We start from the raw sequence: 12,596 nt of genomic DNA, 5'->3' as shown, positions 1-12,596 counted from the left end.
CGCCGGGCCCCGTCCTCCTCAGTACTGACAATCGATCCGGTGCGAGGGCGCGGCCTATGAGCACGCGCGGGCGCCACTACGTAAGCTGTGCCACGTCGAACGGACGAGGGGACGGACATGGCGATGATGCGGCTCCGGCGCGAGGATCCGCGGATCGTCGGGTCGTTCCGGCTCCACCGCAGGCTGGGGGCCGGCGGGATGGGCGTCGTGTACCTGGGCTCCGACCGGCGCGGCCAGCGGGTGGCACTGAAGGTGATCCGGCCGGATCTGGCCGAGGACCAGGAGTTCCGGTCCCGGTTCGCCCGCGAGGTGTCCGCCGCCCGGCGCATCCGCGGCGGCTGCACCGCCCGGCTCGTCGCCGCCGACCTGGAGGCCGAGCGCCCCTGGTTCGCCACCCAGTACGTGCCCGGCCCGTCCCTGCACGACCGGGTCGCCGAGGAGGGGGCGCTGCGCGCCGCCGACGTGGCCACGATCGGGGCTGCGCTCTCGGAAGGGCTCGTCGCCGTCCACGAGGCCGGTGTCGTACACCGCGACCTCAAGCCCTCGAACATCCTGCTCTCCCCCAAGGGCCCCCGCATCATCGACTTCGGCATCGCCTGGGCCACCGGGGCCAGCACGCTGACCCATGTCGGCACGGCCGTCGGCTCGCCCGGCTTCCTCGCCCCCGAGCAGGTGCGCGGCGCGGCCGTCACCCCGGCCACCGACGTGTTCTCGCTCGGTGCCACCCTCGCGTACGCCGCCATGGCCGACTCCCCCTTCGGGCACGGCAGTTCCGAGGTCATGCTCTACCGCGTGGTGCACGAGGAGCCGCAGCTGCACGGGGTGCCGGACGCACTCGCGCCGCTGGTCCGGGCCTGCCTGGCCAAGGACCCGGAGGACCGCCCCAGCACGCTCCAGCTGTCCATGCGGCTCAAGGAGATCGCGGCGCGCGAGGCCCAGGGGCTGCCGGTCTCCCGGCCTCCCGTGCAGCGGGAGCGCGCCGAGGAGCGGAACACGCTGCGGCCTACCGAGCGCTACACCGAGCGGGACGGGCCGCTGTCCGGGCGCGGGCCGGAACGGGGTGCCGAGCGGGGCTCCGAGCGAGGGCACGAACGTGGTCCTGAGCGGGGGCAGGCGCGCGTGGGCGGACCCGCATCGCGGCCGTCCGCCGGACCTCGCACCGGAGGGTCCCAGGGCCCCCGGTCCCGCTCGGGGACCCGGCCCGGTGCCCGGTCGACCTCGACCGGGCGCCGCCCCGCCAACCCGCGGCTGCTGCGGCAGCGGCTCTTCGTCTTCGTGGTCGTGACGCTCGTGGTGGCCCTGGGCATCGCCGCCGCCCAGGCCCTCCAGGGGTAGGTCCCCCGGCAGCAGCACTCCGGCGTCAGGCTTCCCGGGTCAGGACTTCGGGCTCAGGACTCCGGGCGGCCCGTCGCCACCGCGTAGAACGCGACGGCCGCCGCCGCACCGACGTTCAGCGAGTCGACGCCGTGCGCCATCGGGATACGGACCCACTCGTCGGCGGCGCGCAGAGCCTGCGTGGACAGGCCGTCGCCCTCCGCGCCCAGCATCAGCGCCACCCGCTCCAGACGGTGCGGAGCCGCCTCGTCGATCGACATCGCCTTCTCTGCCGGAGTGAGCGCGAGCAGCTTGAACCCCGCCTCCCGTACGGCCTCCAGACCCCGCGGCCAGCTGTCCAGGCGCGCGTACGGGACGGAGAACACCGCCCCCATCGACACCTTCACCGAGCGGCGGTAGAGCGGGTCCGCGCAGTCCGGCGAGAGCAGCACCGCGTCCATGCCGAGCGCGGCTGCGCTGCGGAAGATCGCACCGATGTTGGTGTGGTCGTTCACCGACTCCATCACGACCACCCGCCGGGCGACGCCCAGGAGCTCCGCCGCGTCCGGGAGCGGCTTGCGCTGCATCGAGGCGAGCGCGCCCCGGTGCACGTGGTAGCCGGTCACGCGCTCGGCGAGGTCCGGCTGGATCGCGTACACCGGCGCCGGGACCTCGTCGATGACGTCCCGCATCACGTCGACCCACTTCGCGGAGAGCAGCATCGACCTCATCTCGTACCCGGCCTGCCGGGCCCGGCGGATGACCTTCTCGCCCTCCGCGATGAACAGGCCCTCGGCCGGCTCGCGTCTCCGGCGGAGCTCGACATCGGTCAGACCGGTGTAGTCGCGCAGGCGCGGGTCGTCGGGATCGTCGATCGTGATGAGTTCGGCCACGAGGTGATACTGCCTTGTCCGGGGTGTGGTGCCAATGTGTTCGGCCGGGTTCGGGGGCCCGCCGGGGGTCGGGGGTGCGGGTTTCGGCTTCCTGGAGAGGTCGCCCTCGCGGGCTACTTCACCAGGCGGTCCGGGGCCTCCCTGACCACGTCGCCGATCACGATGACCGCCGGCGGTCGGACCTCCTGGGCCCTCACCGTCTCCGCGACCGTCGCCAGCGTGGCGTCCACCCTGCGCTGCGACGCCGTGGTGCCCTCCTGGACCAGGGCCAGCGGGGTGTCCGGGGACTTCCCGTGGGCGATCAGCGCCTCGGCGATCTTCCCGATCTTGTCGACGCCCATGAGGATCACGAGCGTGCCGGTCAGCTTCGCGAGGGACGCCCAGTCGACCAGCGAGCGCGGGTCGTCGGGGGCCACGTGGCCGCTGACCACGGTGAACTCATGGGCCACGCCGCGGTGCGTGACCGGGATGCCGGCCGCACCGGGGACCGAGATCGAGCTGGAGATGCCCGGGACCACCGTGCAGGCGATTCCCTCGGCGGCCAGCGCCTGCGCCTCCTCCATGCCCCGGCCGAAGACGAACGGGTCGCCGCCCTTGAGCCGTACGACGGACCTGCCCGCCTTCGCGTGCTCGATCAGCGCGTTGTTGATGGCCTCCTGGGCCATGAAGCGGCCGTACGGGATCTTCGCCGCGTCGATCACCTCGACGTGCGGCGGCAGCTCGTCCAGGAGGTCACGGGGGCCGAGCCGGTCCGCGATGACCACGTCCGCATCGGCCAGCAGCCGACGGCCGCGCACCGTGATCAGGTCCGGGTCGCCGGGGCCGCCGCCCACCAGGGCGACGAAGGGGGTACGGGCGCGGCGCGCGGGCGCGGCGATCGAACCGTCGCGGAGCCCCTCGACGATCGCGTCGCGCACGGCGGCGGAGCGGCGGGGGTCGTGGCCGGTCAGGACGGCCACGGTCACGCCCTCGCTGCGGCCGGTGGCCGGGGTCCAGGCGGTGGCCGCCTCCGCGTCGTCCGAGCGCACGCACCAGGTCCGGGTCCGCTCGGCCTCGGCGGACGCGGCGGCGTTCGCGGCCGGGTCCGTGGTCGCCACCAGGGCGTACCAGGCGTCGGTCAAGTCCCCGTCCTCGTACCGGCGCTTGATCCAGGTGATCTCGCCCGTCTCCGCCATCACGTCCACGGAGGGGGTCGCGGAAGGGGAGATCAGGGTGATCTCGGCGCCCGCGGCGATCAGGGCCGGCAGTCGGCGCTGGGCCACCTGGCCGCCGCCGAGGACGACTACGCGGCGGCCCGCCAGGCGCAGGCCCACGGGGTAGGCGGGGTGCGTCGTCGGCTGGGCGGTGTGATCGGCGTGCTCGGCCATGGGTGAGCGGCTCCTCGGAGGGTGGGTGCTGGCCACTGCTTCGGTGAAGCGGCTGGTGGGGCCACGATATCGGTGACGGCTACATGTCACGTTGTGATGGATGTCCCGGGGGCTGGGCCGGTGTCCCCGTTGCGTCTCAGGGATTCCCGGATCCCCGGATTCCGGGTTCCCGGTGACACCCGCCCGGTGGCCCCCTCCGCGGGGGCCGCTCCGGAACCGTGCTCGGACTGCGTGACGTACGTCCCGAACACGGTCCCTGCGCGTCCCCCCACTCGCGTGTGTGGGTCGGGGACGCTTCGTGGTCCTACTTCTCGGTGACTCCCGCCGAGTCGAACGTGGCCACCTCGTGCATCGCGCGGGCCGCGCTCTGCACCAGCGGGAGGGCCAGCAGGGCGCCCGTGCCCTCGCCGAGGCGGAGGTCCAGGTCGACCAGGGGGCGCAGGCCCAGCTTGTTGAGCGCGGCCACGTGGCCGGGCTCCGCGCTGCGGTGGCCGGCGATGCAGGCCGCCAGCGACTCGGGGGCGATGGCGCGGGCGACCAGGGCCGCCGCGCCCGTGGAGACGCCGTCCAGGATCACCGGGGTACGGAGGGACGCCGCGCCCAGGATCAGGCCGACGAGGGCCGCGTGCTCCAGGCCGCCGACCGCCGCGAGGACGCCGATCGGGTCCGCCGGGTCCGGCTTGTGCAGGTCGAGGGCGCGACGGACCACATCCACCTTGCGGGCGTGCGTCTCGTCGTTGATGCCCGTGCCCCGGCCGGTGACCTCGGTCGGGTCGACGCCCGTGTAGACCGAGATCAGGGCGGCGGACGCGGTGGTGTTCGCGATGCCCATCTCGCCCGTGAGCAGCGCCTTGTTGCCTGCCGCGACGAGGTCGCGGGCCGTCTCGATGCCCACCTCGATGGCCGCCAGTACTTCTTCGCGGGTCATCGCGAGGCCGGTGGTGAAGTCACCGGTTCCCGGGCGGACCTTGCGCGGAAGCAGGCCCGGCGTGGCCGGGAGTTCGGAGGCCACGCCCACGTCGATGACGCAGACCTCGGCACCCACCTGGTTGGCGAAGGCGTTGCAGACCGCTCCCCCGCCGAGGAAGTTGGCCACCATCTGGCCGGTGACCTCCTGCGGCCACGGTGTCACGCCCTGGGCGTGGACGCCGTGGTCGCCGGCGAAGATCGCGACCGCCGCGGGCTCCGGGATCGGCGGCGGGCAGACCCGGGACAGGCCGGAGAGCTGCGCGGAGATGATCTCCAGCATGCCCAGCGCACCGGCGGGCTTGGTCATGCGCTTCTGGCGCTCCCAGGCCTCGCCGAGCGCCTTGGCGTCCAGCGGGCGGATGTTGGCGATGGTCTCCTGGAGGAGGTCGTGCGGCTCCTCGCCGGGCAGGGCGCGGCGGCCGTACGTCTCCTCGTGGACGACCCACGCCAGCGGGCGGCGCTTGGACCAGCCCGCCTGCATCAGTTCGGGTTCCTCGGGGAACTCGTCGACGTAGCCGACGCAGAGGTACGCGACCACTTCGAGGTGCTCGGGGAGGCCCAGCGTGCGGACCATCTCGCGCTCGTCGAAGAAGCTGACCCAGCCCACGCCGAGGCCTTCGGCCCGGGCCGCGAGCCAGAGGTTCTCGACCGCGAGCGCCGAGGAGTACGGGGCCATCTGCGGCTGCGTGTAGCGGCCGAGGGTGTGGCGGCCCCCGCGGGTCGGGTCGGCCGTCACCACGATGTTGACCGGGGTGTCGAGGATCGCCTCGATCTTCAGTTCCTTGAACTGCTTCGCCCGCGCCTTGGGCAGCGACTTGGCGTAGGCCTCGCGCTGGCGCTCGGCCAGTTCGTGCATCGTCTGCCGGGTCTCGGCGGAGCGGATGACGACGAAGTCCCAGGGCTGCGAGTGGCCGACGCTCGGGGCCGTGTGGGCGGCCTCCAGGACGCGGAGCAGCACCTCGTGCGGGATCGGGTCGGAGCGGAAGCCGTTGCGGATGTCGCGGCGCTCGCGCATGACCCGGAGGACCGCTTCGCGCTCGGCGTCGTCGTACCCCGGGGCCGGGGCGGACTCCGGGGAGGGGGTGGGCTCCTGGTCCTCTTCCTGCGCGGTCGCGGGGGCGGCCTCGGCCTCGGGTGCGGGAGCGGCATCGAGGTCGGGGGCCGCGTCGGGGTTCGGGGCCGCGTCGACGTCCGGGGCCGCCGTGGCCTCCGGCTCCGTGTCGGCGGCGACCTCGGCGGTCTCCGGCTCGGTGTCGGGCGTCGCCACGTCGGCCGCGAGCGGCTCGGGGGTCTCCGTGGGCTCCTCGGCCGCTGCGGGCTCCGCCTCCGCCGGTGCGGGCTCGGGGGTCTCCTCCGCCACCAGCGGGAGCTCCTCGGCGGCCACCTCTACGGGGGCCTCCTCAGGTGCGCCGATCGCCTCGGCTTCGGGCTCCGTCGGCTCCTCGGGCGTCTCCGGCCGCGGCTCCGTCTCCGGGGCCTGCTCCGCTTCCCGTACGGGCTCCGGGGCGGCTTCCGCCTCCGGCTCTCGCGGTGCGGGGACGGTGGCCTCGGGGGCTACGGCCTCGGCGGCCGGGGGCTCGGTGGGCTCCGCCACGGGCTCCGGGGCGGTCTCCACCGGGGCCGTCTCCACCGGCGTGGCCGGCACGGGCTCCGTCGGCTCCTGCTGCTCGGGGGCCTCAACCGGTTCGGCCTCCGGGGTCTGCGGGGCCTGGACCGGGGCCAGGTGCGGGGTCGTCGGGACCGAGCCCTCGACCTGCACGAACTGGCCGTTCGGCGGGACGACCGTTTCCGCGGGGGCCGACTGTGCCACCGGCTCCTGCGGCTGCGCGGCCCACGGCTCCGCGCCCTGCGGCGCGAGCTGCTGGTCCTGCGCGATGTCGAAGTACTCGGGGCCGGTGGTCGGCGGGCCCGGGTCGCGTACCGGCACGGGTGCGGGGCCGGTGGCCACGAGCGGCTCGGGTACGGGGACCGGGGCGGGCTGCGGGGCCGGCGCGGCGGCCGGGCCGCGGTCGGCCAGCGAGAGGACGACCCCTCCGGCCTCGGGCACGGGCGGACCCATGTGCAGCGGGCGGCGGGCCGGGCCGGGCGCGGGCGCCGGGGCGGGCGGGGGCACGCGGACGCCGCCGAGGTCGACGGAGCCGGTGTCGCGGCCGGCGGCCTCGTGGGCGCCGGTGTCGAGGATGCCGGGCTCGTAGCCGTGGTCGGTGACGACCTGCTCCTGCGGGGGCACGGGAACGCCGTGCGCCGGAGTACCGGCGAGCGGGACGCCGTGCGCGGGGGTACCGGTGAGCGGGACGCCGTGCGCGGGGGTACCGGCGAACTGCTCGGCCGGGATTCCGTGCGCCGGAGTGCCCGCGAGCGGGACGCCGTGCGCCGGGGTGCCCATGGGCTGCGCGAGCGGGACGCCCTGCGGCGGGGTCTGCGTCTGCGGGGCCGTCAGCACGTCGGCCAGCGCCACGGCGTCGAGCGGTGCCGTCAGCGGGTCCGGCAGGGGCGCGGCGAGCGGGTCGCCCAGCGGAGGCTGCCCCTCGGGGTGCGGTACGCCCTGCTGAGGGGCCGCCTGGTTCGGGACCACCGGCGGGGGCGGTACGGCGACCGGCGGCGCGGGCGCGACGCCCGGCGGGTGCTCGCTCCAGGCACCCTGGGCGCCCGGCATCAGCAGCAGGTCGTCGTCCTCTGTGGTGTGACCGGAGGGGTCCAGGAAGGTGTACGCGCCCGGAGCGGGGATGCCCGGCTGCTCGACCATGCCTGAGTTCTCCGGCAGTCCCTCGCCCGGGACCTGGCCGGTGTCCGTCATGCGTACCCCTCGCCCATCGCTTGTTCCTTCAGACCTGCGCCCGTCGACAACAACGAGCGCGTGCGCCGCGCGGCACGAAGAACACGCGGACACCCACACATTGTCGCGGCCCCCGGCCTTCGTGGCAGGGAGATTCGCCACGGTGCGCTGTGGACTGCGCCACGTCGCGCCGTCCCCCCTTGTCACGTACCACGTCAGCGGCACGAAGCGGCCACCCGATCCGGACATTGCCGAACGAATCGCCGAACATCCGGATGCGGTACAACAATCGGCCAGCCTACCCGGCTCCGGGGGGCCTCACGGTCGGGGGTGGGGTCGCCCCCGACGGGGCTACGCGGAGTTCGCCCTGCGTCCGGACAGCAGGAACACGACGGAACGCTCGCGTTCCGACCAGTCGGCCGGGTCGAGACCGACGGTCTGGAGGAGGAGGCTCTCGACCGTGTAGCCGCCGCCCGCGAGGGCGGCGCCGATCGCCTCGGCCTCGTCGCGGGTGGAGGCGTGGGCGACGATCCGTTCCGGTCGCCGGTCGGTGCAGGCCGTGACGACGGGGACGCCGCCCGCCGCGATCCGTACGACATCCGGTTCGGGCAGGTTCTCCAGGACGCGCGGGGCCCTGCCCGGGACGGTCTGGAGGGGTACGCCGTGGCGGCGGGCGGCCTGCTCGGTGCGGGCGCAGGCGGCCGGGTCGGCGTCCACCGCGATGACGGCGGCGCCGAAGCGGGCGGCCTCGACGGCGAAGGCGCCGCCCGCGCAGCCGATGTCCCAGACGAGGTCTCCGCTGCGGGGGCCGAGGCGGGCGAGCTGGGCGGCGCGGAGCGACGGATCCTCGCCGGTGCCGGTCCGTCCGACCTCGTGCCCGTACTCCTCCATGGGCAGGCCCCAGCCCCGTACGGACCGGGCCGCCGTGTCCTGGCCGGCCAGCCAGGGGGTGCCGGGGGTGCCGCCGGTGGTGCCGCCGCCGATGACGAGGACGACATTGGGGTCGCGCCAGCTGTGGTCGGCGGCCTTGTCGGAGGTGAGGACGGACACCTGTTCGCGGTCGGTGCCGAGCTCCTCGCAGACGACGAAGGTGCGGTGGACCCCTTCGAGGAGGAGGGCGAGTTCGGCGGGTCCCGCACCGGGCGAGGTGAGGACGGCGACCTTGGGGTGGGCGCGGCAGACGTTGACGGCGCGGCGCAGGGTGCGCTGGTGGGCGACGACGATCCGGGCGTCCTCCCAGGGCATGCCGGCGCGCGCGAAGGCGGCGGCGACCGAGGAGACGGCGGGGACGACCTCGACTTCGAGGCCGTGCTCGGGGGCGCGCAGGGTGCGGACGACGCCGAAGAAGCCGGGGTCGCCGTCGGCGAGGACGACGGCGGTGCCGCGGTGGCCGGCGATGCGGCGGGCGGCGAGGTCGACACTGCCGAGGCGGATGCGTTCGGCGGTGGGCGGCACCTCGGGCAGCGCCAGGTGGTGGGCGGCGCCGGCCACCAGGGTGGCGGCGGAGAGCGCGGACCGGGCCGCCGCGGTGAGGGGCGAACCGTCCCAGCCGATCACGGTGACGCGGTCGGCCATCGTCGTCGTCTCCTGGTGTCGTCGCAGGTCGGGAGGTGTGCCGAGCGTACCCCGCGCGGGCCGTCGGGGCTCAGCTCCAGTCGGTGAAGGAGGAGTATCCGGCCTCGGCCATCTGGTCGGCGACGCCGTCGAGGTCCTCGGGGAGGAGGCCCCAGACGATGAAGTCGGTGCGCAGATCGGTCCAGCTGCCGTCCTCGGTGCGGGTGCGGGCTATGCAGGCGTTGCGCAGGACGCCTTCGCTGATGCAGCCGATCTTCTGGGCCACCTGCTGGGAGGCGGTGTTGTCGGCGGCCGTGCGGAGTTCCAGACGTTCGAACCCCTGGTCGCCGAAGAGCCACTGGGCGGTGGCGAGGGAGGCCTCGGAGGCGTACCCCTCGCCGCGTGCCCAGGGGGCGATGATGTAGGAGATCTCGGTGGTGCGGACCCGCCAGTCGGTCCTGCTCAGCTGGATGACGCCGACGAGGCGCTGGGTGAGGAACTCGGTCACGGCGAGGTCGATGCCCCGGCCCGCGGCGCGTTCGGCGGGAGCGTACTCGGTGATCCACCGGTGGGCCGCGGCCTCGGTGTAGGGCTGGGGCACCGCGGTCCAGGCGGCCACGAGTTCGTCGTTCATCATCTCGGCGAGGGCGGGGGCGTCCGCCTCTTCGAGCGCGCGCAGCACCAACCGGTCCGTGTTGATGGAGATGTCCGGAAAGGTGGTAGTCATGCGCAGCTCCATGCCGTGGACCGTCCGAATCGACCGTGAACGCACAGCATGCAGCATGCTGCCGCCGTCACGCATGGCCGGGTGGGGTGTCGGGCGGGGGTGCGGCGAAGGCCCCGCGCACCGGACGGGATGCGGGGGCCTTCTGCCCAAGGACTGTACGGGGGAACCGGTCTGACGGTCCCTCGGCCGGTGGCCCTCGTCGGGGGCTGTTACTTGACGGCGCCGAAGGCCGGGATGATCGAGCCCTTGTAGGTGTCCTCGATGTACTTCTTCACCTCGGGCGAGTTGAGGAGCTTCGCGAGCTTCTGCACGCGCGCGTCCTTCTCGTTGCCCTCCTTGACGGCGAGGAAGTTGGCGTACGGGTTGCCCTCGGCCTTCTCCAGGGCCAGGGCGTCCTTCGCCGGCTCCAGCTTGGCCTCGATGGCGAAGTTGCCGTTGATGACGGCGGCGTCCACGTCGTTCAGGGCGCGGGGCACGGTGGCGGCCTCCAGCTCCTTGAACTCCAGGCCCTTCTTGTCGGTGATGTCGGAGATCTTGGCGTTGGTGCCGACACCGGGCTTGATCGTGATCAGGCCGTTGTCGGCGAGCAGCTGGAGGGCACGGCCGCCGTTGGTGGTGTCGTTGGGGACGGCGATGGTCTGGCCCGCCTTGATGTCCTTCAGCGACTTGAGGTTCTTGGAGTAGAGGCCCAGCGGCTCCAGGTGGACGTTGACCACCGGGACGATGTGGGTGTTGTTCTTCTTGTTGAAGTCGTCGAGGTACGGCTTGTGCTGGAAGAAGTTGGCGTCGACCTGGCCGGTCTCGGTGGCGGTGTTCGGCAGGATGTAGTCCGTGAACTCCTTCACCTCCAGCTTCAGGCCGGCCTTCTCGGCCAGGTTGTCCTTGACGTAGTTGAGGATGTCGGCGTGCGGCGTGGGGGACGCGGCGACGACGAGGGCCTTGTCGGCGTCTCCGGAGCCGGCCGCCTTGGAGGACGGGTCCGAGGAGGTGCCGCAGGCGGTGAGGCCGAGGGCGAGGGCGGCGGTGGCGGCGATGCCGGCGGTGAGCTTGATGTTCTTACGCACGAAGAGTGCCTCTTTCAGGTGGAGCGGTGGACGCCTGGACAACAAGTCCGGGCTGTTCTTCGAAGGACGAAGTCTGGGGTGGCCGGGGGGCGTTACGCGGTACGCCCCCGGCGGGCGAGGAGTCGTACGACCCCGTCGCCGATGAGCTGGACGACGGTCACGATCAGGACCAGGACGACCACGGTGACCAGCATGAACGTGGTGTCGAAGCGCTGGTAGCCGTAGGTGACGGCCTTGGATCCGAGGCCTTCGCCGCCGACCGCGCCGGCCATCGCCGAGTAGCCGATGAGGACGATGACCGTGGTGGTGACGCCCGAGATCAGCGAGGGCAGGGCCTGCGGGAGCAGCACCTTGCGGACGATGGTGGGGATGCCGCCGCCCATGGCCTGGACGGCCTCGACGAGTCCGTGGTCGACCTCGCGGACCGAGGTCTCGACGAGCCGGGCGAAGAAGGGGATGGCGCCGATGGCGAGCGGCACGATCATCGCGGTCGGGCCGATGAAGGTGCCGACGACGAAGGTGGTGAAGGGGATCAGGGCGATCAGCAGGATGATGAAGGGCAGCGAACGCCCGACGTTCACGATCGCACCGACGATCTTGTTCACCGGCCGGTTCTGCAGCAGTCCGCCCTTGTCCGTGAGGACCAGGAGGATGCCGAGCGGCAGGCCGCCGAGCACGGTGACGACGGTGGCCCACAGGACCATGTAGAGCGTGTCGACGGTGCCCTGCTCCAGCAGGGGCTGCATCTCGGACCAGGTCACTTGGCACCTTCCTTCACCAGCACGGGCGCGGTGGCCGGCTCCTGCGATTCCTCTTCGACGACCTCGACCTGGAGGCCCTGCTCGCGCAGGAAGCCGACCGGGACGACGTTGTCCTCGTACCGTCCGGGCAGCTCGATCCGCATCCGGCCGATCTGCTTGCCGCCGACCGTGTCCATCGCCGCCCCGAGGATCGAGATGTCGATGTTGTACGTGCGGGAGAGCTGCGAGATGACCGGCTGGGTCGCGGAGTCACCGTGGAAGGTGACGTCGACGACGGTGCGGTCGGGGCCGGTGTGCGATCCGCTGACCGGGAAGAGTTCGGCCGCCAGCTGGGAGCCGGGGGTGGCCAGCAATTCGCCGACGGTGCCGGACTCGACGACGCGGCCGTGCTGCATCAGCGCGGCGGAGTCGCAGATGGTCTTCACGACGTCCATCTCGTGGGTGATGAGGAGGACGGTGAGGCCGAGCTGCTGGTTGAGGTCGCGCAGCAGCTGGAGGATGGAGCGGGTGGTCTCCGGGTCGAGTGCGCTGGTGGCCTCGTCGGAGAGCAGGACCTTGGGCTCGCCGGCGAGGGCGCGGGCGATGCCCACACGCTGCTTCTGGCCGCCGGAGAGCTGGCCGGGGTAGGACTTCGCCTTGTCGGCGAGGCCGACCAGGTCGAGGAGTTCCAGGGCCCGGCGGGAGCGCTCGGCGCCGGAGACGCCGAGGATCTCCAGGGGAAGTTCGATGTTGTCCTTCACGGTGCGGGAGGACAGCAGGTTGAAGTGCTGGAAGACCATGCCGATGCTGCTGCGCGCCCGGCGCAGGTCCCGGCCCGCGCGGCGGCCCCTGCCGGCGAGGGCGGTGAGGTCGAGGCCGTCGACGGTCACCGTGCCGGAGGTGGGGCGCTCCAGGAGGTTGACGCAGCGGATGAGCGAGGACTTGCCGGCGCCGCTCTGGCCGATCACGCCGAAGACCTCGCCCTCGCGGACGTGGAGGTCGACGCCGTCCAGAGCGGTGACCTGCCGGCCGCGCGACTCATAGACCTTGGTCAGGCCCGAAGTGGTGATCACAGGGGGTTTCCGTCACTGTCGAGTGCGCGACGCGGGGTCCGTCGTGCACGGGGCATTCGTCGATTCGGACAGTCAGGCGCACGGAAGCCGCTCCGGCGGGTGACCGGGGTTCGGCGGGG

Annotated in this window: 9 protein-coding genes; 1 reads left to right on the top strand and 8 read right to left on the bottom strand. The window is 73.2% G+C overall.

Features of this window, described 5'->3' with window-relative positions; translation table 11 throughout:
- Positions 1-117: 117 nt before the first annotated feature.
- Positions 118-1,335, top strand: a complete 1,218-nt coding sequence (locus tag ABT154_RS11035; RefSeq protein ID WP_351855645.1) for a serine/threonine-protein kinase — start codon at positions 118-120, stop codon at positions 1,333-1,335.
- 53 nt (positions 1,336-1,388) lie between these two features.
- On the opposite strand, the gene ABT154_RS11030 is transcribed toward ABT154_RS11035, so the two are convergent.
- The 8 genes from ABT154_RS11030 to ABT154_RS10995 form a co-directional block, all read right to left on the bottom strand.
- Positions 1,389-2,207 (bottom strand): TrmH family RNA methyltransferase, encoded by an 819-nt coding sequence (locus ABT154_RS11030; protein WP_317877566.1) that lies wholly within the window; start codon positions 2,205-2,207, stop codon positions 1,389-1,391.
- A gap of 113 nt (positions 2,208-2,320) precedes the next feature.
- The gene (gene cobA / locus ABT154_RS11025) at positions 2,321-3,574 is read right to left on the bottom strand and encodes a uroporphyrinogen-III C-methyltransferase (RefSeq protein WP_351855643.1); all 1,254 of its coding nucleotides are present in this window, start codon (positions 3,572-3,574) and stop codon (positions 2,321-2,323) included.
- A gap of 304 nt (positions 3,575-3,878) precedes the next feature.
- Complete coding sequence (gene cobT / locus ABT154_RS11020) at positions 3,879-7,340, bottom strand: nicotinate-nucleotide--dimethylbenzimidazole phosphoribosyltransferase (RefSeq protein ID WP_351855640.1); 3,462 nt, start codon at positions 7,338-7,340, stop codon at positions 3,879-3,881.
- Between the two features lie 330 nt (positions 7,341-7,670).
- Entirely contained in the window at positions 7,671-8,894 is a 1,224-nt protein-coding gene (gene cbiE, locus ABT154_RS11015) for a precorrin-6y C5,15-methyltransferase (decarboxylating) subunit CbiE (protein WP_351855638.1), read from the bottom strand.
- A gap of 70 nt (positions 8,895-8,964) precedes the next feature.
- Positions 8,965-9,600, bottom strand: coding sequence for a GNAT family N-acetyltransferase (locus tag ABT154_RS11010; protein ID WP_351855635.1), 636 nt, complete (start codon positions 9,598-9,600; stop codon positions 8,965-8,967).
- Between the two features lie 209 nt (positions 9,601-9,809).
- Positions 9,810-10,664, bottom strand: a complete 855-nt coding sequence (locus ABT154_RS11005) for a MetQ/NlpA family ABC transporter substrate-binding protein (protein ID WP_332434175.1) — start codon at positions 10,662-10,664, stop codon at positions 9,810-9,812.
- 92 nt (positions 10,665-10,756) lie between these two features.
- Positions 10,757-11,425 carry a methionine ABC transporter permease gene (locus ABT154_RS11000; protein WP_317876186.1) on the bottom strand — a complete coding sequence of 223 codons (669 nt, stop codon included), beginning with the start codon at positions 11,423-11,425 and terminating at the stop codon, positions 10,757-10,759.
- Positions 11,422-12,477 carry a methionine ABC transporter ATP-binding protein gene (locus tag ABT154_RS10995; protein ID WP_351855632.1) on the bottom strand — a complete coding sequence of 352 codons (1,056 nt, stop codon included), beginning with the start codon at positions 12,475-12,477 and terminating at the stop codon, positions 11,422-11,424. The genes ABT154_RS11000 and ABT154_RS10995 overlap by 4 nt, the downstream gene beginning before the upstream one ends.
- Positions 12,478-12,596 lie beyond the last annotated feature (119 nt).

It is taken from the genome of Streptomyces sp. NPDC001728 (genome assembly GCF_040297565.1).
GTDB lineage: Bacteria > Actinomycetota > Actinomycetes > Streptomycetales > Streptomycetaceae > Streptomyces.
The sequence above is the reverse complement of the archived record's forward strand: the minus strand, read 5'-3'. Positions and strand labels throughout refer to the sequence as shown.